Source organism: Pseudonocardia sp. Ae331_Ps2 (assembly GCF_001932405.1).
Classification (GTDB): Bacteria; Actinomycetota; Actinomycetes; order Mycobacteriales; family Pseudonocardiaceae; genus Pseudonocardia.
The window spans coordinates 4,195,217-4,211,953 of the sequence record NZ_MCIM01000001.1 but is presented as its reverse complement, the minus strand read 5'-3'; the positions used below and the strand labels follow the sequence as shown (position 1 = coordinate 4,211,953).

Genomic DNA, 16,737 nt, shown 5'->3' with positions numbered 1-16,737 from the left:
GTCCTCGATCGACCGGACCGCTACCCGCCTCGCTCGCAGGATCGGGTCCGCACATACGTCGGAGCCCGCCCGAAGAGTTCCGGGCGGGCTCCGACGAGGGTGTTACGCGCGTGTCAGGCGCGGACCTTGCGGCCCACGATCACGCGGTAGATCGCCAGCAGGATCAGCGCACCCACGATGGCGAGCAGCCAGGTGGAGATGTTGAAGAACCCGCCGAGACCGACGCCGAACACGGCGCTGCCGATCCAGCCGCCGAGCAGCGCTCCGACGACACCCAGGATCAGGGTGACGATGATTCCGCCCGGGTCCTTGCCCGGCATGATGGCCTTGGCGATGGCGCCCGCGATCAGCCCCAGCACGATCCACGCGATGATGCCCATGTCTGTCTCCCTCGCTTACGGTCCGTTCGTGACGAACCGAATCTGACCGGTCGGCATCGAGTGACCCGTGGGGGTCGTGGCGAAACGTCCCCGGTGGTCACCGTTCGGATGCGATCAGGCGACGACAGGACGTCGGCCCGCTCCGAACGGCACCGTGGAGACGCCCGGTGCCGCCGGTGTACACCCGTCGCCACCACGCAGTTCCCGATGTCGTGTAGGACGTCGACGACGCTAACCACCGACGGTCACGGGAACATCGCGGAACACCCCTGCCCCACCATCAGGTGCCGGAGTTCCCACGGTCGGGGTCCTCCCCGATGCGCACGCGTCACGCGACCGGCACGACCGGGCCGGCGACACCCGCTCGTGGTCAGGGCCGCTCGGAGCATCCCAAACGCGGAATCGGTGCAGCGATCCTCTCACCGACCGCGTCCGCGGACTCGTTGACAGGAGTGGAACTCGGATGCTTGACTCAGACCTACCGTGTTCCAGGTCACACGGAGTGCGGGCCACACCGGCCCACCCACTCCGTTCGATGACATCGACCGGGTGTCCAAGGAACGGCACCGGCCACGCGCGCACCGCAGCCTCGCTCCGTGCCCTCCGGGGCGACCACGCACGTGCACGATCCTTCCTCGGCGGCAGGATCGTGTCCCCTCCGCGTCCCCGGGTTGACCTCGTCGCCCGGGGGCGCGGCACATAGAGGGACTCGTGGGAACAACCCGCGGGGACTACTCGGCGCCGGTGACCGCGACCAGACCGGCGGCCTCGATCCCCGCGACGGCGGCCGCCTCGTCGTTCAGCGAGGCGTCACCGGTCACGCCGACGGCACCCAGCAGCGTGCCGTCGGCATCCTTGACGAAGACACCGCCGGGCACGGAGAGGATCTTGCCGCCGGCGAGGTTCGCCACCGAGGTGAAGAACTCCGGGGAGTCCGCGGCGCGGGCGGCGATCGCGCGGTTGGTCATGCCGAGGGCGAGCACCCCGCTGGCCTTGCCGACGGCGAGGTCGGGACGCAGGAAACCCGAGCCGTCCTGGCGGGCCAGCGCGACGATCGCGCCGCCCGGGTCGAGCACGGCGACCGTGAGCGGGTTGAAGCCCTGCTCGGTGCCGTGGGCCAGGGCAGCGGCGGTGATGGTCTGGGCCTGCTCGAGGGAGATGGTCATGCCGGGAACCCTGCCATCACCACGGGCGGCGGTCAGCGCCGGGTGAGGCCGACCAGCGGGATCCTGCGGTCGGTCTTCTGCTCGTAGTCGGCGAAGCCGCCGTTGTTCTCCTTGATCCACGTCCAGACGCGGTCGCGGTCGGCGTCGTCGAGCTCGGCCGCGTGCACCTGGACGGTCTCGACCGCGCCGTGACCGTCGGCGATCTCGGCGGTCACGTCGGGGTGGGCGAGCAGGTTGTGGAACCACGCGGGGTGCTGCGGTGCGCCCGCCGCGGAGGCGACGACGACCCATCGGTCGCCGTCGGCGAACCAGCGCAGCGGCGCGATGCGCTCGGTGCCGCTCTTCGCGCCGATGTGGTGGAGCAGGATCATCGGGAGCCCGGTGAACGGCTCCCCGACCCGGCCGTCGTTCTCGCGGAACTCGCGGATCACCCTGGTGTTGAAGTCCTCTGCCATGACCCCATGCTGTCAGGCCGGTGCCCCGCCGGGGGCGAACACGACCCAGCACGCGGCGAGCGTGGCGGCGACCGCGAGGAGGACGAACAGTGCCGCCCACGCCCCGCCGCCGAGCGGGGTGAGCTCGGCGAGGCGGTCGGCGTCGGAGTGCCGCAGCCTGCCCCCGCGACGACCCCGGCGCAGCTCCAGGCAGGCCTTCACCCCACCGAACAGCAGGAACCAGGTCAGCGCGGCGGCGAACCCGGTGCGCAGGTCGGCCGGGGCGCGTAGCGCGACGAGCACGAGCACCGCCCCGGTGGCGACGACGGCCAGCCCGCCGTAGAGGTTGCGGATCTGCAGCAGCGTCGCCGCGAGCAGCACCACGGCGATCCACAGCATCGCCTGCGCGGCGTCGGCGGCGACCAGGACCGCGCCGCCGAGGCCGAGCAACGGAGGGAAGACGTACCCGGCGAAGAACATCGCGACCACGCCGGGCCCACGCCCGGCGCCGGTGGAGTGCGTGACCCCGGAGGAGTCGGCGTGCAGCCGGATCCCGGCCAGACCACGCCCGACCAGCACCGCGACGAGCGCGTGCCCGCCCTCGTGGGCGATCGTCACCGCGGTGCGCGTCAGCCGCCAGGTCGGCCGCCACGCGACGACCACCAGTGCCAGCAGCGCGGCCAGCAGCGACGCCGGCCGGGCCGCGACGAGCTCGTACCCGCGGGTGATCACGTCCAGGTCTGCCACGGCCCCAGTGAACCAGCGGGGTCCGGTCAGACCGCGCCGAGGATCTCCTCGACCGCCGCCAGCGCCGAGTCGGTGTCCTCGGCCAGGTACATGAGGTCGACGAAGGCGTGGTCGACGTCGGTGTCGGTGCCGACCCGGCGCACCAGCGCGGCCGCGTCGGCGGCGGTCTCCCCCGGCTTCGGGTTCACCCGCAGCACCGCGCCGACCGCGTCGGCGGGGCGGCCCGCCGCGGCCGCGGCGGCGCGCAGGTCCGCCCAGGGCGCCGAGACCGCGGCGTCGAGGTCGGTGACGTCGGAGGTGACGACCGGCAGGAACCCGTCGGCCCGTTCGGCGATCCGCCGCCGCGCCCGGGGGCTGAACCCGGCGAGGTAGACCGGCACGTGCCGCGGCCTGGCGTGCACGTGCGACGGTGCGACGCTCGCGAAGCGGCCGGTGAACTCCACCGGGTCGTCGTGCCACCAGGCGTCGAACAGGTCGAGAGTCTCGTCGAGCCGGGCGCCGCGCTCGCGCATCGGGACACCCACGGCGTCGTACTCCTCGGGTGACCAGCCGGTGCCGAGACCCAGCAGCAGCCGGCCGCCGGACAGGTTGTCGATCGTCGTCGCCTGCCGGGCCAGCAGCGCCGCCGGGTACCAGGGTGCGTTGAGCGTGCTGGTACCGAGCTGGACCCGCGCGGTGACCGCGGCCGCAGCGGTCAGCAGCGCCAGCGGGTCGTGCGCGGCGGTGAACTGCTCGGGCACGCTGCCCGGGCCGCCGGGCCCGCCGCCGTAGCCGACCGTCGGGTCGACGGCCACCAGCAGCCGGTCGCCGGCCCACAGGCTCGCCGCGCCGCGCTCCTCGGCGCCCGCGGCGAACCGCATGGTCCCGTCCACGTGGGCAGCGGCCGCACCGAACTGCGGGATCCCGAATCCGATTCGCACTTGACCTCCAGTCGCTGGAACCCCCGAGGCTGTACCCCGTGACCGCACCACGTACCGATGACCACCTTGTCACGCTGACGATCGGGCAGCTCGCCCGGCGCAGCGAGGTTCCCGTGCGCACGCTCCGCTTCTGGTCCGACGAGGGACTCGTCCCCGCCGACCGCAACGGCGCGGGCCACCGGGTCTACGGACCGGCCGCGGTCGCACGGCTCGACCTCGTCCGCACCCTGCGCGAGCTCGGGCTGGGCCTGGACGACGTGCGCGCCGTGCTGTCCCGCCGACGGGGGGTCGGCGAGATCGCGGCGGCACACGTCCGGGCCCTGGACGACCGGATCCGGGAGCTGCGGGCGCAACGCGCGGTGTGCACGTTGCTGGCCCGCACCGGAGACGGCGACACCCCACCCGACGAACGGAGCGTGACCCTGATGAACGACCTCGCCCGGCTGTCCGCGGCCCAGCGGCAGCACCTGATCGACGACTTCGTGAACGAGGCCTTCGCCGGCATCGACGCCGGCGCGCCCGGCGCGGGCATCGCCACCGCGATGCGGTCGATGCCGGCCGAGCTGCCCGACGACCCGACCCCCGAGCAGGTCGGGGCCTGGGTGGAGCTGGCCGAGCTCGTCGGCGACCCGGGCTTCCGGGCCCGCTGCCGGGAGATGGCCGTCGCCGGCGCCACCGTCTCCGAGCACCGCGAGCGGCAGGCCGACCCGGTCGCGGTGGCCGAACACGCCGGCGGCGCGCTCGCCGCGGGGGTCGACCCGGCCTCACCCGCGGCGGCCGCGGCGCTGGAGCGGATCCCCGGCGTCGCCGGGCTCTCGGTGGTCGACCGGGCCGCCTGGGCGGACACGGTCGACCTGTTCGCCGACCGCCGCGTCGAGCGCTACTGGACGCTGCTCGGTGTCCTCAACGGGTGGCCGCCGGCCCGGGAGCCGACGATCCCGGCGTTCGAGTGGTTCGCCGCCGCCCTGCGCGCCGCACCGGTCGGTCAGTCCTCGGACCAGCCGTAGAACACCCGCTCGACGACCGCGCGGGCCCGCCGGGTGACGCGCTTGTAGTCGTCGAGGAACTCCCCCGGGTCGCCGCCGGCGGGGTACCCGAGCGCGACGGCGACGGCGGCCAGCTCACGCCCCGAACGCGGGAGCTGGTCGCCGGGCTTGCCCTTCACCAGCATGATCGCGTTGCGGGCCGCGGTGGCGGTGCGCCAGCCCTCCTCCAGCTCGGCGGCGTCCTCGGCGCCGATCAGACCGGCCTCCGCGGCCTCGTGCAGCCCCTCCAGCGTCGAGGGGGTGCGCAGCTCGGGGACGTCGCCCGCGTGCTGGAGCTGCAGCAGCTGCACCGTCCACTCGACGTCGGCGAGCCCGCCCAGGCCCAGCTTCGTGTGGGTGGAGCGGTCCGCGCCACGGGGCAACCGCTCGGCGTCGACCCTGGCCTTGATCCGCCGGATCTCCGACACCGACGCCGCCGACAGCCCGTCCGCCGGGTAACGGATCGGGTCGACCAGCGCGGTGAACTCGCGGCCCAGCGTCCGGTCCCCCGCGATCGGCCGGGCCCGCAGCAGCGCCTGGGCCTCCCACACCTCGCCCCAGCGGGCGTAGTACTCGCGGTAGGAGGCCAGGGTGCGCACCATCGGCCCGGAGCGACCCTCCGGGCGCAGGTCCGCGTCGACCGGCAGCGCGGGGTCCGGGCTCGGCGAGCCCAGCAGCCGTCGCACCCGTTCGACGACGCGGGTCGCCCACCGCACCGCGGTGTGGTCGTCGACCCCCTCGGCGGGCGCGCAGACGAACATGACGTCGGCGTCGCTGCCGTAGCTCGACTCCCCGCCGCCGAGACGGCCCATCCCGATCACCGCCAGGGCGGCCGGGCGCTCGGTCTCGGCGCGGAGCACCGCGTCCAGGGTCGCGGCCAGCACCGCCTCGTTCACCGAGTTCAGCGCCGCGCAGACGGCGTCGACCGGCAGCAGGCCGAGCAGGTCGGCGCAGGCGACCCGCAGCATCTCGTGCCGGCGGTAGGACCGCGCCGACGCCACCGCGATCTCCGGTGTGGCCTGCCGGGCCACGGTGGTGCGCAGCGCCATCGACACCTCGGCCGGGTCCCGGGTCAGCTCCGGGCTCTGCACCCCCGAGGAGATGGCGAGCATCCGCAGCACCTCCGGAGCGCGGGCCAGCAGGTCCGGGACCAGCGCCGAGGTGCCGAGCAGGGTCATCAGGCGCTGCGCGACCGCGCCCTCGTCGCGCAGCAGCCGCAGGTACCAGGGGGTGTCGGCGAGTGCCTCGGAGACCCGCCGGTATGCGAGCAGGCCGCGGTCGGGGTCGGGGCTGGTCGAGAGCGAGTCCAGCAGCACCGGCAGCAGGGCGCGCTGGATCGACGCGGCCCGCGACACCCCGCCGGTGAGCGCCCGCAGGTGCCCCAGCGCCCCCTCCGGCGACGCCCAGCCCAGCGCCTTCATCCGTGCCTTCGCCGCCTCCGGGGTCAGCACGGCGTCGGCGCCGTCGGCGGCCAGCCGGGACACCGCCGACAGCAACGGCCGGTAGAACAGCTTCTCGTGCAGCCGGGTCACCCGGCGGGCGTTGCGCTGCCACTCGTCGACCAGCACCCCGACGACGTCGCGGCGCCCGTCCGGGCGGATCCGCGCGGCCCGGGCGAGCCAGCGCAGCCCGTCGGTGTCGTCGACGGCCGGGAGCAGGTGGGTGCGACGCAGCTTCTGCAGCTGCAGCCGGTGCTCCAGCAGGCGCAGGAACCGGTAGGACGCGGCGAGGTTGGCTCCATCGTCGCGGCCGACGTAGCCGCGCTCGGACAGGGCGGCCAGCGCGACCAGGGTGTTGCCCGAGTGCAGGGTGTCGTCGGTCCGGCCGTGCACCAGCTGCAGCAGCTGGACGGCGAACTCGACGTCGCGCAGCCCGCCGCGGCCGAGCTTCAGCTCGCGTTCGCGCTGATCGGAGGGGATGTTCTCGATGACCCGGGCACGCATGGCCTGCACCTCGCCGACGAAGTCGTCGCGGGTGCACGCCTGCCACACCATCGGGTCGAGGGCCTCGACGTAGGAGCGGCCCAGCTCGGGGTCCCCGGCGATCGGACGGGCCTTCAGCAGCGCCTGGAACTCCCAGGTCTTGGCCCACCGCCGGTAGTAGGACACGTGCCCGTCCAGGGTCCGCACCAGCGCACCCTGACGGCCCTCGGGGCGCAGGTTCGCGTCGACCTCGAAGCAGGCCTCCCCCGCGACGCGCATGACCCGCGACGCGAGCTTCGTCGCGGCCGGGGTGAGGTCCCCGCCGGGCTCGGCGACGAACACGACGTCGACGTCGGAGACGTAGTTCAGCTCCCGGCCGCCGCACTTGCCCATGCCGATGATCGCGAGACGCAGCTCGTCCGGCGGGTCCTGCTCGGCCGCGGCCACCGCCAGCGACGCCGCCAGCGCGGCCTCGGCGAGGTCGGCGAGCTGGGCCGCGACGTCGTCGACCTCCATCACCGGCAGCTCCGGGTCCCCGACGGCGGCCAGGTCGGCCGAGGCGAGGCCGAGCAGCTCGTCGCGGTAGGCCGTACGCAGCGCGGCGACGGCCTCGGCCCCGGTCAGCGACGCCCGCGCTCCCCCGACCGTCCCCGGCGTCGGCGCATCCGGGTCGGCGCCGACCGCGCGCAGCAGGTTCGCGGTGCGCCGGGCCAGGTCCGGCGGTGGGTCCCCGCGCTCGGCGGTGTCGGCCAGCAGCGGCCAGCGGTCCGGGTGGCGGACGAGGTGGTCGCCCAGCGCCGTCGACGATCCCAGGGTCGCGAACAGCCGCCCGCGCAGCCCCCGGTCGGTGCGCAGCGCCCGGTCGATCGCGGGCCACGGGGCGGTCTGCGCCAGCCGCTCGACCGCGCGCAGCGCGAGGGACTGGTCGGGGCTGCGGGCCAGCGCCCACATGATCTCCTCGCAGCCGGGCACCGGTCCGTCGGTCGCCCACCAGCCCAGACCACGCAGGGTCGTGGCCGCGTCCTCACCGGTGAGGCCGAGCCGGGCCAGCGAGGTCCCCGTGCGACGGTCCATGACCGGTGATCCTGCCCCATTGCGGGCGGCCCTTCCCTCAGGGGCGCTCAGCGGTCAGGCTCGGGGAATGCACGTCCTGATCGTCGGTGGGGGTATCGGAGGACTGACCACGGCCCTCGCGCTGGAGCGGGCCGGGATCAGGTCCACGGTCCTCGAGCAGGGCTCCGGCGCGGGCGAGCTCGGTGTCGGGTTCAACCTGCTGCCGCACGCCGTGCGGGTCCTCGACGGGCTCGGCCTGTCCGCGGAGCTGGCCGAGGTCGGGGTGGCGACCACCGACCTCACCTACGCCCACCGGCTCGGCCGGCCGATCCTGCGCAGGCCCTGCGGGGTAGCGGCCGGGTTCGCGTTCCCGCAGGTCGCCGGGCACCGCGGCCGGGTGCACCGGATGCTCGCCGACGCCGTGCGCGCACGGCTGGGGCCCGACGCGATCCGTACCCGGCACCGGGTCGACGGCGTCGAGCGGTCCGCGGACGGCGTCCTGGTCCGGTTCACCGACGACGCGCTGCCCACCGTAACCGGCGACGTGCTGGTCGGCGCGGACGGCATCCACTCCGCGGTGCGCGCGGGCCTGTTCCCCGACGAGGGACCGCCGCACTGGAACGGGGTGTCGATGTGGCGCGGCGCGACCGACTGGCCGGCGTTCCGCGGGGGCCGCTCGATGGTCGTCGCGGGCGGGAACGCGGCGAAGCTGGTGGTCTACCCGGTCGGCGCCGGAAGCGCCCCGGGGACGGTCCTCACGAACTGGGCGGTGTGCATCGCGACCGGGGCCGACGGCGACCCCGCCCCCCAGCGTCAGGACTGGTCACGGCCCGCCGACCGCGACGAGACCCTCGCCCACGCCCGCCGCTTCCACCTCGACGACGTCGACCACCTCGCGCTGGTCGCGGCGACACCGGAGATCTTCGAGTTCCCGATGTGCGACCGCGACCCGCTGCCGCGCTGGTCGCACGGCCGGGTCACGCTGCTCGGCGACGCCGCGCACCCGATGGTCCCGATGGGCTCCAACGGCGCCGGGCAGGCGATCCTCGACGCCGAGTCCCTCGCCCGGCACCTGGCCGCGGGCGACGACCCGGTGGCGGCGCTGGCCGCCTACGAGGCCGAGCGGCTGCCGATGACCGCCGACGTCGTGCTCCGCAACCGGGCGGGCGGCCCGGAGCGGGTCATCGACGAGGTCGAGCGCCGCGCGCCCGACGGCTTCGACGACCTCGACGCGGTGATCACGCCCGGGGAGCTGGAGGAGATCTTCGCCGGCTACCACCGGGCGTCGGGCAACACCCGCTGACTAGTCGGCGCCCGGGACGCTGCCCGGGGGCAGGAAGTCGACGTCGTGCAGGGCCGACTGCCGGACGACCTCGGCCGGGTCGGTCAGGTCGTGCAGCCGGTCGAACAGGTGGGCCAGCCGGCCGGCCGGGCTCACCCAGAACAGGGCGCGCGCGTCGCCCTGCTCCTTGTTGTAGTAGGCGTGCGGCAGACCCCTGGGCATGAGGACGGTGTCGCCCGGCCCGGCCTTCTCCCACTGCCCGTCCAGGTAGAGCGTGAACACCCCGTCCAGGACGTGGATGTGCTCGTCCTGGGTGGTGTGCACGTGCGGCGGCACCCCGGTGCCCGGCGGGTCGAGGGTCTCGAAGGCGAAGCTGGTCTCGCTGACCGCCTTCGCCCAGTAGGTGTGGCCCAGCACGTTCCACACCCGCTTGTACTGGCCCTCGCCGGCCCGCGTGATGCCCTTCGGCAGCGGGCCCAGGATGATCTCTTCTTCGTCGAAGCCGCTCACAGGACCGGAAGGTACGTGGCGAGCTCGTGCGGTGTCACGTTCCGGCGGTAGGCGTCCCACTCGGACCGCTTGTTGCGCAGGAAGAAGTCGAACACGTGCTCGCCGAGGTACTCGGCGACGAGCTCGCTCTTCTCCATGACGTCGAGCGCCTCGGTGAGGTTCTGCGGCAGCAGCTCGTAGCCCAGCGCCCGGCGCTCGGTGTCGGTCAGGGCCCACACGTCGTCCTCGGTGGGCGGGGGCAGCTCGTAGCCCTTCTGGATGCCGGTGAGGCCGGCGCCCAGGATGACCGCGTAGGCGAGGTAGGGGTTGCACGCGGAGTCCAGGGTGCGGACCTCCACCCGGCGCGACGACGACTTGCCCGGCGAGTACATCGGGACCCGGACCAGCGCGGAGCGGTTCGCGTGGCCCCAGGACACCGCGGTCGGGGCCTCGCCACCGGTGATGAGGCGCTTGTAGGAGTTGACCCACTGGTTGGTGACGGCGGTGATCTCCCGGGCGTGCTTGAGCACCCCGGCGACGAACGCCTTGCCGGTCGCGGACAGCTCGTAGGGGTCGTCCGGGTCGTGGAAGGCGTTGTGGTCGCCCTCGAAGAGCGAGAAGTGCGTGTGCATCGCCGAGCCGGGGTGCTCGGAGAACGGCTTGGGCATGAACGAGGCCCGCACGCCCTGGGTGAGCGCGACCTCCTTCACGACGTAGCGGAACGTCATGAGGTTGTCGGCCATGGTCAGCGCGTCGGCGTAGCGCAGGTCGATCTCCTGCTGGCCGGGGCCGCCCTCGTGGTGGGAGAACTCCACCGAGATGCCCATCGACTCCAGCGTCTCGATGGTGTTGCGCCGGAAGTGCGGGGCGACGTCGTGGCTGGCCTGGTCGAAGTAGCCGCCGGAGTCCGCCGGGACGGGCCGGCTGCCGTCGCCGGGCAGGTCGCGGAGCAGGTAGAACTCGATCTCCGGGTGCACGTAGCAGGTGAACCCGGCCTCGCCGGCCTTGTTCAGCGCGCGGGTCAGCACGTGGCGCGGGTCGGCCCAGGACGGCGACCCGTCGGGCATGGCGATGTCGCAGAACATCCGCGCCGAGTAGTGCTCACCCGAGGCGGTCTCCCAGGGCAGGACCTGGAACGTCGACGGGTCGGGCTTGGCGACCATGTCGGACTCGTAGACGCGCGCGAAACCCTCGATGGCCGAGCCGTCGAAGCCGATGCCCTCGGCGAAGGCGCCCTCCAGCTCGGCCGGGGCCACCGCCACCGACTTGAGGTAGCCGAGCACGTCCGTGAACCAGAGACGGACGAAACGGATGTCGCGTTCCTCGAGTGTGCGGAGCACGAACTCCTGCTGGCGGTCCATGCGGCGGAGCCTAGGAAGCCCGTGTTACACGGATGTTTCGGAAGTGTGCGGCCGACCCGGTCGTGGTCGCCCGCACACCCCCGGCGACGGCCCTCAGCTGGGCGCGAGCGTGCACTCCGCGCCCTGCGGCGGGAGCGTGAGGTTCACCAGATAGTCGATCGCGAGCTTGTCGGTGCACGCGTCACCCTGCAGCGATGCGGTGTGCTGATTGCCGTTGACCTTGATCAGGCTGCCGTTCAGCTGCTGCGCCAGGTCCACCCCGGCCTGGTACGGCGTGGCCGGGTCACCGGTGACCGACACCACGACGACCGGCGGGAGCCCGTCGACCTTCGGCGTGTGCGGCTCGCTGGTGGGCGGGACCGGCCAGAACGCGCAGGCGTCGCGGGCGCCGACCGGGCCGCGGCCGGTGGAGCGGAACGGTGCGGCCTCGTCGGCCCGCTTCGCCAGCTCCAGTGCCTGCGCCGGCTCCGTGATCGCCGGCTGGTTGACACAGCTGATCGCCTGGAAGGCCTGCAGCATGTTGGAGTAGCGGCCCTGCTCGTCGCGCTCGTAGTAGAGGTCGGCCAGGCGCATCAGCAGGTCGCCGTTGCCGTTCGCGACCTGCGAGATCCCCCGCTGCAGCGCCGGCCACAGCTGGGACACGTACAGCGCCTGGCTGACCCCGGTCTGGGCGTCGGCGAAGCTCAGGATGCGCCCGTCGCCCACCCGCGCGGGCCGGTCGATCAACGGGCGCATGATCGCCTGGAACGCCTGGGTCGCCTTCTCGGGGTCGGTGCCCAGCGGGCAGCCGGGGCGGCTGGTGCAGTCCTTGGCGAAGTTGTCGAACGCGAGCTGGAACCCGGCGTTCTGCTTGACCGCGGAGTCGATGGTCGACTGCGTGGGGTCGATCGCGCCGTCGAGCAGCAGCGCGCGGACGTTCTGCGGGAACGCCTCGGCGTAGGCGGTGCCGAGCTCGGTGCCGTAGGAGAAGCCGGCGTAGGTCATCTTCTGGTCGCCGACGGCGGCGCGCATGACGTCCATGTCCTTCGCGACGTCGCGGGTGCCCACGTTGGCCAGCACGTCGGCGCCGGTGCGCTGGGTGCAGCGCTCGGCGAACTGACGGCTGTCGGCCTCGGCGGCAGCGATCCCGGCGGGCGAGGGGTCGGCGAAGACCTTCGTGCGCTCCTCGTCGTTCTCGGCGTCGGTGAGGCACTGGATCCGCGGCTGGCTCGCTCCGGTGCCGCGCGGGTCGAACCCGACCAGGTCGAACCGGTCGCCCAGGCCGTTGGTGGCCCAGGTGGCGGCCTGGCGCGCGACGAACGAGGTGCCCGAGGCGCCGGGGCCGCCCGGGTCGGCGAACAGCGAGCCGATCTTCGCGCCGGTCGCCTTCTTGCGCAGCAGCGCGATCTGCATGGTCTTCCCGTCGCCGGGCTGCGCGTAGTCCTGCGGGACGGTCACCCGGGTGCAGTCGAACTGCGGGTCGGCGTAGGTCTGCGCGTCGGCCGCGGTGGGGGCGTAGTCGTTGCAGGGGCCCCACTGCAGCTGCTGGTCGTAGAACTGCGCGAGATCCGGCGGGTTCTGCGCGGCCTGCGACCGGTCACCGGTGCCCGCGTCGGCGCACGCACCGACCAGGACGAGGGTCGCCGCGCCGAGCACGGCGAGCGCGGCCGGGCGCATCCGCCGGCCGGCCGGGGCCGGTGCCTCTGGTCGGTGGGCACGTGGTCGCAACAGCCGAGGGAGCATGACCGTGAGCATGCCACCGACCTCCGACGGTGACCGGTCGCGGGTCACGGCGCGGGTGAGGGTGCCCACACCACGGGGCGGTCCGGGCCCTGCGCTGCCACCCTGGCGTCCGCCATCGACGGCGAACCCGGGGACCCACGACCAGCGTGGGCCTCGAGGCACGGAAGGAGCTCACCGGTGAGCACACAGGAGAGCGGAGAGGTGGCGGCCCCGTACCGGGCGCCCGCGACCCCGCCGAAGCGGACCCGCGTCCACCACCTGCTGCAGTGGAAGCAGGAGGGTCGGCGCTGGCCGATGCTGACCGCCTACGACGTCTACTCCGCCGAGATCTTCGACGACGCCGGCATCCCGGTGCTGCTCGTCGGCGACTCCGCGGGCAACAACGTGTTCGGCCACGACAACACCATCCCGGTCACGGTCGACGACCTGATCCCGCTGACCCGGGCCGTGGTGCGCGGCGCCCGCAGCGCGCTCGTCGTCGCCGACCTGCCGTTCGGGAGCTACCAGATCTCCCCCGCGCAGGCGCAGGAGACGGCGTTCCGGTTCATGAAGGAGGGCGGGGCGCACGCGGTCAAGCTCGAGGGCGGTGCGCGGTTCGCGCCGCAGGTCGAGGCGCTCACCGCGTCCGGTGTGCCGGTGATGGGCCACCTCGGGTTCACCCCGCAGAGCGAGCACGCGCTGGGCGGGTTCCGCATCCAGGGCCGCGGCGACGCCGCCGACCGGCTCGTCGAGGACGCGCTGGCCGTGCAGGAGGCGGGCGCGTTCGCCGTCGTGCTGGAGATGGTGCCCGCCGACGTCGCCAAGCGGGTGACCGGGGAGCTGCGCATCCCGACCGTCGGGATCGGCGCGGGACCCGACTGCGACGCCCAGGTGCTCGTCTGGTCGGACATGGCCGGGATGAACCGCGGGAAGGTGCCGCGCTTCGTCAAGAAGTACGCGGAGCTGGGCTCGGCGCTGCACGACGCGGCGGCCGCGTTCGCCGCCGACGTGGCGCACGGCGAGTACCCCGCCGAGGAGCACAGCTACCGCTGAGCCGGACCGGGGCCCCGGCGCGCGTCAGCCGGGGCCCCGCTGGTCCGCCGACCCGCTCCGGTCCGCGCCGACCCGCTCCGGCACGCGGCTCCGCCGTGTCCGCGTCGGCCCGCGGGTCAGCCGGTCCGCGGGTCAGCCGGTCCGCGCCGGCCCGCGGCTCTGCCCGTCTGCGCTGGCCCGCGGGTCAGCCGGTTCCGCGTGGCACCGGGTGCCCGAGACCCGGGATGCCGCCGCCCGCGCGGTGGCGGGCCAGCATCCGGTCCGCGGGGGTCTCCCGGCGCGCCAGCCGCCGGGCCAGCGACGCCAGCCGCGCGAGGTGGGCGTCGTCGCCGGCCAGCGCGGTCGCCGCGGCATCGAGGACGGCCTGGGACCCCACCCGGACCGCCGCGTCCGACCAGCCCCGCAGCGCCGAGCGGCGGTGCGCCGCCGCGTCCGGGGTGCGACGACGGCCGGGCAGCGTGTCGTCGCGCAGCAGGCCGGTCAGCAGGCTCAGCAGCGCCGCGGGCAGCTCGGTGCCCACACCCTCGGCGGGCTCCTCCCCCACGACCACCGGTACGGCGTCGAACGCCTTGAACTCGAGCCGCCCCACCTCGCCGGGGATGCCCGCGTGCCGCACCAGGCTGGGGTCGGTCGCCAGCAGCGGGGCGCCGGGCGGCAGCCCGCCCCACGGACGGCCGTCGCGGAACGGTGAGGAGAACGACCACGGCACCAGGTACGGGCTGTAGAAGGTCAGCTTCGCCGCCGCGTCGGCCAGCACACGGGGATCGGTCCCCGACTCCGGGAACGACAGGTTCAGGTCCGGGCCCCAGGTGACCATGTGCAGGTGGGAGGTCCGCTCCTCCGGCGAGGCCGCCATCAGGGCCCGCTCGTGGGCGTTGGGCGGCGGGTCCAACCGGTAGGCCGACAGCTCGGGGTGGTGGCCGAACGCGACCGGTCGCAGCCCGTGCCGGGCCGCGACCCCGGCCAGGGTGACGGCGTCGGCGGCCAGCGCGTCGACTGCGGCCTCGACCGAGTCGTGCACACAGGTCCGGATCTCGATGCCCTTGGGCTCGAACCGGAGCAGCTCGCCGTCGGGGTCGAGACGCTCGTAGCCCTCGGCGTACCAGCGCTTGCAGCGGATGCCGGCGGCGCCGATCCGCAGGTCCGACTGGTCGTCGGGCAGCTCCGGCAGCTCGTCGACGACGGCCGCGACCTCCGCGTGGGTCAGCGACCGGTGGTCGGCGACCGTCCCGTCGTCCCGCAGCAGCGCGAGCTCGTGCTCGAGCCCGTAGCGCGCCTCGCCCCGCATCGCTGACCCCCGGTCCCCGTCCCGGCACACGACGTTACCGACGCCGGTCCGGGCGCCGGCTGTGATCCGTCCCGTCTGCTCCTCACCCGTTCCGCCCTGGACAACCCCGCGACGAACGGTCAGCCTGGTGATGGCGGCCACGTCCACCAGGTGGCCGGGACCCGGAGCACACGGGAGGCGTCATGAGGCTGGGCCGCAAGATCTCCGAGGGATTCGCCGTGGACCACGAGGCCGACCGGGTGGCCGACGCCCAGGAGCGCCCGCGTCCGGGGCGCACCGTCGAGCCCGAGTTCACCGAGTGGACGCCGGCGCTCGAGCAGCCGGCGCACTCGGGGTCCCGCGAGGACTGACCGGGTGCGCGGGCTGTTCCGCCGAACCCCGCTGGAGTACCCGACCGGCCCGCTGGAGGGCCACAAGCTGGCCTTCCCCATGCTGTCCGCGGACGGCACGACGGCGGGCTTCAGCGGTGTGACACTCGGGCGGGCGCACGTCTACCGCACCGTCGACGACGCGGTGTGCGCGCACGGTTGCCGGCACGCCTGCCCGTCGCGGTGGTGCGACTGCGGGTTCTACTGCTTCCACACCGCCGACGACGCCCGCGAGCTGGCGTGTGCGCCCGAGCACCAGGGCGCGGTCCTGCTCGAGGTGGCCGCCTCCGGCCGGTTCCGCCGCTACGAGCTGGGCCTGCGTTACGCCCGGCAGCGGGTGCGCACGATCCGGATGCGACCGTGCCGCTGCGGGGCACGGGTCGCGGTGCTGGCCGACACCGGCTCCGGGCAGCACGGCTGGCGCCGGCTGGAACCGGTGTGCCTGCGCTGCGCCGGGGCGCGTCCGGTGCTGTCGGCGCAGCGCTTCGCCGAGCTGGCCGAGCTCACCCTGCTGCCCGACGACGTCGCGGCGGGCCCGCTGACCACACCCGACGCGGCGGGGTTCGGCGAGCGCCCCGACCCGCACGGGGACGAGGCGGCCGACGGGGTGATCGGCGACCCGGTCGCCGCCGCGGGCGCGGTCGCCGTGCTCACCGCGGAGATGGCGCTGTTGCAGGCCCGGCTCGACGAGATGGCCCGCCAGCTCGGCCGGGCCACCGCGCGCCTGGACGAGCTCGAGGGCCGCGACCGGCCCGCGGCGGAGCCGGGGTCAGAGCCAGACCGGTAGCGGCGGCGGGATCTTCCCGTCGGCGTCGCGCAGCCCCTTGTCGAACGGGCGGCCCAGCAGCCAGGCCATGATGTCGTGCGCCTTGCCGCGGACCGTGCCGAGATCCCGCGGCTCGGCCCCGTCCGGCCCGGCGGGCCCTGGACCGAACTCCAGCGTCGCGCCGGTGCGGACCTCCTCCAACCGCACGTGCGGACAGCCGGGCTTGCGCTCCAGCCGCGCGACCACGTCGGCGACCAGCACCTCCCGCATGGGGATCGGCAGGTCCTTGAACGAGGCGCCGACGTCGAGGTCGACGGCGTGGATCCACACCTCGCGGGCCCGGTTCCACGGCACCGCCGTCACCGGCATCTCGACGCCCTGCGGATTGCGCACGGTCGCCGACCACGCCTTCTCCGGCATCGCGCGGACCGCGTCGGCGAGCCGGTCGGAGGAGGCGATGACGTCGGCGCGGATCTCGTCGGAGCTGCGCCCGGCCCCGGCCTCGATGTCGGCGTCGCGGGACGCGAGGTCGGGGTAGGCCGGGGTCTCGACACCGGTCCGCGCCCAGGTCAGCAGGTTGACCATGGCGTCGGCGTTGCGGGCGAGGTGGGTGAGCACGTGCGCGCGGGTCCAGCCCGGCAGTGCCGACGGGGCGCGGAACGCCTCGCCCGCCATCCGGGTCATCAGCCCGCGCAGGTGGGCCTGACCGTCGCCGGCCCAGGCCAGTGCGTCACTCACTGGCGGCGGGACGACGGCACGGCCGTCCCCGGGTGGGTGTACGG

Annotated in this window: 16 protein-coding genes; 5 read left to right on the top strand and 11 right to left on the bottom strand. The window is 74.4% G+C overall.

Annotated elements, in window-relative coordinates; translation table 11 throughout:
* Window positions 1-113: 113 nt before the first annotated feature.
* From Ae331Ps2_RS20155 to Ae331Ps2_RS20135, 5 genes are all read right to left on the bottom strand, one after another.
* Window positions 114-380, bottom strand: a complete 267-nt coding sequence (locus Ae331Ps2_RS20155; RefSeq protein ID WP_075307093.1) for a GlsB/YeaQ/YmgE family stress response membrane protein — start codon at window positions 378-380, stop codon at window positions 114-116.
* Between the two features lie 731 nt (window positions 381-1,111).
* Window positions 1,112-1,546 (bottom strand): heme-binding protein, encoded by a 435-nt coding sequence (locus tag Ae331Ps2_RS20150; RefSeq protein ID WP_020626168.1) that lies wholly within the window; start codon window positions 1,544-1,546, stop codon window positions 1,112-1,114.
* Between the two features lie 32 nt (window positions 1,547-1,578).
* The gene (locus Ae331Ps2_RS20145; protein WP_075307094.1) at window positions 1,579-2,001 is read right to left on the bottom strand and encodes a nitroreductase/quinone reductase family protein; all 423 of its coding nucleotides are present in this window, start codon (window positions 1,999-2,001) and stop codon (window positions 1,579-1,581) included.
* Between the two features lie 12 nt (window positions 2,002-2,013).
* Complete coding sequence (locus tag Ae331Ps2_RS20140) at window positions 2,014-2,727, bottom strand: M50 family metallopeptidase (protein WP_226361971.1); 714 nt, start codon at window positions 2,725-2,727, stop codon at window positions 2,014-2,016.
* A gap of 26 nt (window positions 2,728-2,753) precedes the next feature.
* On the bottom strand, window positions 2,754-3,647 hold the full coding sequence (locus Ae331Ps2_RS20135; RefSeq protein WP_075307095.1) for a TIGR03619 family F420-dependent LLM class oxidoreductase: 894 nt from the start codon (window positions 3,645-3,647) through the stop codon (window positions 2,754-2,756).
* Between the two features lie 38 nt (window positions 3,648-3,685).
* On the opposite strand from Ae331Ps2_RS20135, the gene Ae331Ps2_RS20130 reads away from it, so the two are divergent.
* A complete protein-coding gene (locus Ae331Ps2_RS20130; protein ID WP_075307097.1) occupies window positions 3,686-4,654 on the top strand; it encodes a MerR family transcriptional regulator in 969 nt (322 codons plus the stop codon).
* Here Ae331Ps2_RS20130 and Ae331Ps2_RS20125 read toward each other — a convergent pair.
* Window positions 4,633-7,668: a bifunctional [glutamine synthetase] adenylyltransferase/[glutamine synthetase]-adenylyl-L-tyrosine phosphorylase gene (locus Ae331Ps2_RS20125; protein WP_075307099.1), complete on the bottom strand. Its 3,036-nt coding sequence runs from the start codon at window positions 7,666-7,668 to the stop codon at window positions 4,633-4,635. The genes Ae331Ps2_RS20130 and Ae331Ps2_RS20125 overlap by 22 nt on opposite strands.
* A 67-nt stretch (window positions 7,669-7,735) precedes the next feature.
* On the opposite strand from Ae331Ps2_RS20125, the gene Ae331Ps2_RS20120 reads away from it, so the two are divergent.
* Window positions 7,736-8,950: a flavin-dependent oxidoreductase gene (locus tag Ae331Ps2_RS20120; protein ID WP_075307101.1), complete on the top strand. Its 1,215-nt coding sequence runs from the start codon at window positions 7,736-7,738 to the stop codon at window positions 8,948-8,950.
* Here the strand turns inward: Ae331Ps2_RS20120 and Ae331Ps2_RS20115 are convergent, their stop codons facing one another.
* From Ae331Ps2_RS20115 to Ae331Ps2_RS20105, 3 genes are all read right to left on the bottom strand, one after another.
* Window positions 8,951-9,439 carry a cupin domain-containing protein gene (locus tag Ae331Ps2_RS20115; protein WP_020626665.1) on the bottom strand — a complete coding sequence of 163 codons (489 nt, stop codon included), beginning with the start codon at window positions 9,437-9,439 and terminating at the stop codon, window positions 8,951-8,953. It lies immediately after the preceding gene.
* Window positions 9,436-10,779, bottom strand: coding sequence for a glutamine synthetase family protein (locus tag Ae331Ps2_RS20110; RefSeq protein WP_075307103.1), 1,344 nt, complete (start codon window positions 10,777-10,779; stop codon window positions 9,436-9,438). Before Ae331Ps2_RS20110 ends, Ae331Ps2_RS20115 begins: the two co-directional genes overlap by 4 nt.
* A gap of 93 nt (window positions 10,780-10,872) precedes the next feature.
* A complete protein-coding gene (locus Ae331Ps2_RS20105; protein ID WP_233147587.1) occupies window positions 10,873-12,501 on the bottom strand; it encodes an alpha/beta hydrolase in 1,629 nt (542 codons plus the stop codon).
* A 177-nt stretch (window positions 12,502-12,678) separates the two neighbouring features.
* Here Ae331Ps2_RS20105 and panB point away from each other — a divergent pair, with 177 nt between their 5' ends.
* On the top strand, window positions 12,679-13,533 hold the full coding sequence (gene panB / locus Ae331Ps2_RS20100) for a 3-methyl-2-oxobutanoate hydroxymethyltransferase (protein ID WP_075307105.1): 855 nt from the start codon (window positions 12,679-12,681) through the stop codon (window positions 13,531-13,533).
* 184 nt (window positions 13,534-13,717) lie between these two features.
* Here panB and Ae331Ps2_RS20095 read toward each other — a convergent pair whose 3' ends face one another.
* Window positions 13,718-14,821: a glutamate-cysteine ligase family protein gene (locus tag Ae331Ps2_RS20095; RefSeq protein ID WP_075307107.1), complete on the bottom strand. Its 1,104-nt coding sequence runs from the start codon at window positions 14,819-14,821 to the stop codon at window positions 13,718-13,720.
* A 182-nt stretch (window positions 14,822-15,003) separates the two neighbouring features.
* Here Ae331Ps2_RS20095 and Ae331Ps2_RS32130 point away from each other — a divergent pair, with 182 nt between their 5' ends.
* Together Ae331Ps2_RS32130 and Ae331Ps2_RS20090 are read left to right on the top strand one after the other, a co-directional pair.
* The gene (locus tag Ae331Ps2_RS32130) at window positions 15,004-15,171 is read left to right on the top strand and encodes a hypothetical protein (protein WP_020624352.1); all 168 of its coding nucleotides are present in this window, start codon (window positions 15,004-15,006) and stop codon (window positions 15,169-15,171) included.
* A gap of 4 nt (window positions 15,172-15,175) precedes the next feature.
* Window positions 15,176-15,976, top strand: coding sequence for a hypothetical protein (locus Ae331Ps2_RS20090; protein WP_020624351.1), 801 nt, complete (start codon window positions 15,176-15,178; stop codon window positions 15,974-15,976).
* On the opposite strand, the gene Ae331Ps2_RS20085 is transcribed toward Ae331Ps2_RS20090, so the two are convergent.
* Complete coding sequence (locus tag Ae331Ps2_RS20085; RefSeq protein ID WP_240051623.1) at window positions 15,959-16,693, bottom strand: maleylpyruvate isomerase family mycothiol-dependent enzyme; 735 nt, start codon at window positions 16,691-16,693, stop codon at window positions 15,959-15,961. The two genes, Ae331Ps2_RS20090 and Ae331Ps2_RS20085, sit on opposite strands and share 18 nt — an antisense overlap.
* Window positions 16,694-16,737 lie beyond the last annotated feature (44 nt).

Excerpts from the sequence above, each read along its gene's own strand:
- Ae331Ps2_RS20155 (WP_075307093.1), bottom strand. The coding sequence starts at position 380 with ATGGGCATCATCGCGTGGATCGTGCTGGGGCTGATCGCGGGCGCCATC.
- Ae331Ps2_RS20150 (WP_020626168.1), bottom strand. The coding sequence starts at position 1,546 with ATGACCATCTCCCTCGAGCAGGCCCAGACCATCACCGCCGCTGCCCTG.
- Ae331Ps2_RS20145 (WP_075307094.1), bottom strand. The coding sequence starts at position 2,001 with ATGGCAGAGGACTTCAACACCAGGGTGATCCGCGAGTTCCGCGAGAAC.
- Ae331Ps2_RS20125 (WP_075307099.1), bottom strand. The coding sequence starts at position 7,668 with ATGGACCGTCGCACGGGGACCTCGCTGGCCCGGCTCGGCCTCACCGGT.
- Ae331Ps2_RS20120 (WP_075307101.1), top strand. The coding sequence starts at position 7,736 with ATGCACGTCCTGATCGTCGGTGGGGGTATCGGAGGACTGACCACGGCC.
- Ae331Ps2_RS20110 (WP_075307103.1), bottom strand. The coding sequence starts at position 10,779 with ATGGACCGCCAGCAGGAGTTCGTGCTCCGCACACTCGAGGAACGCGAC.
- Ae331Ps2_RS20105 (WP_233147587.1), bottom strand. The coding sequence starts at position 12,501 with ATGCTCCCTCGGCTGTTGCGACCACGTGCCCACCGACCAGAGGCACCG.
- Ae331Ps2_RS20095 (WP_075307107.1), bottom strand. The coding sequence starts at position 14,821 with ATGCGGGGCGAGGCGCGCTACGGGCTCGAGCACGAGCTCGCGCTGCTG.
- Ae331Ps2_RS32130 (WP_020624352.1), top strand. The coding sequence starts at position 15,004 with ATGAGGCTGGGCCGCAAGATCTCCGAGGGATTCGCCGTGGACCACGAG.